Annotated in this window: 1 protein-coding gene; it reads left to right on the forward strand. The window is 44.8% G+C overall.

Annotation, left to right across the window (positions count from 1 at the left end):
* On the forward strand, positions 1–453 hold a 453-nt coding region (locus HMPREF2628_RS07455; RefSeq protein WP_180364282.1), incomplete at both ends, for an SSURE domain-containing protein.

Here is a 453-nt window from a genome sequence, read left to right on the forward strand (position 1 = left end):
AAAACGGCACTCAAAGCTATAAAGCAACTATCAAGGTGTACGGTGCGAAAGACGGCAAGGCTGATTTGAGTAATCTAGTAGCGACTAAGGATTTGACAGTAAACTTGAATGGCTTGACCACTCCAGCTGAAGTGCAAAAAGGCGTAGCTGACAATACTAAAGACACAGTAGATGTTCCAGCTACTTACTTGGATAAAGCCAATTTCCCAGGCCCATTCACAGCCGGTGTTAACCAAGTCATTCCTTACGAATTCTTCGCCGGTGACGGTATGTTGACTCGTCTTATCTTGAAGGATTCAGACAAGGCCCCATGGTCAGACAATGGTTCAGCAAAAAATCCTGCCCTTCCGCCAGTAGAGAAATTGGGCAAAGGTCTCTACTTCTACGAAGTAGACTTGGCAGGTACCCAAGGTAAATCTGATAAAGAGCTTCTAGACCTCTTGAAACAAAACG

The organism is Streptococcus sp. HMSC063B03, from assembly GCF_001836965.1.
Lineage (GTDB): Bacteria > Bacillota > Bacilli > Lactobacillales > Streptococcaceae > Streptococcus > Streptococcus pneumoniae_F.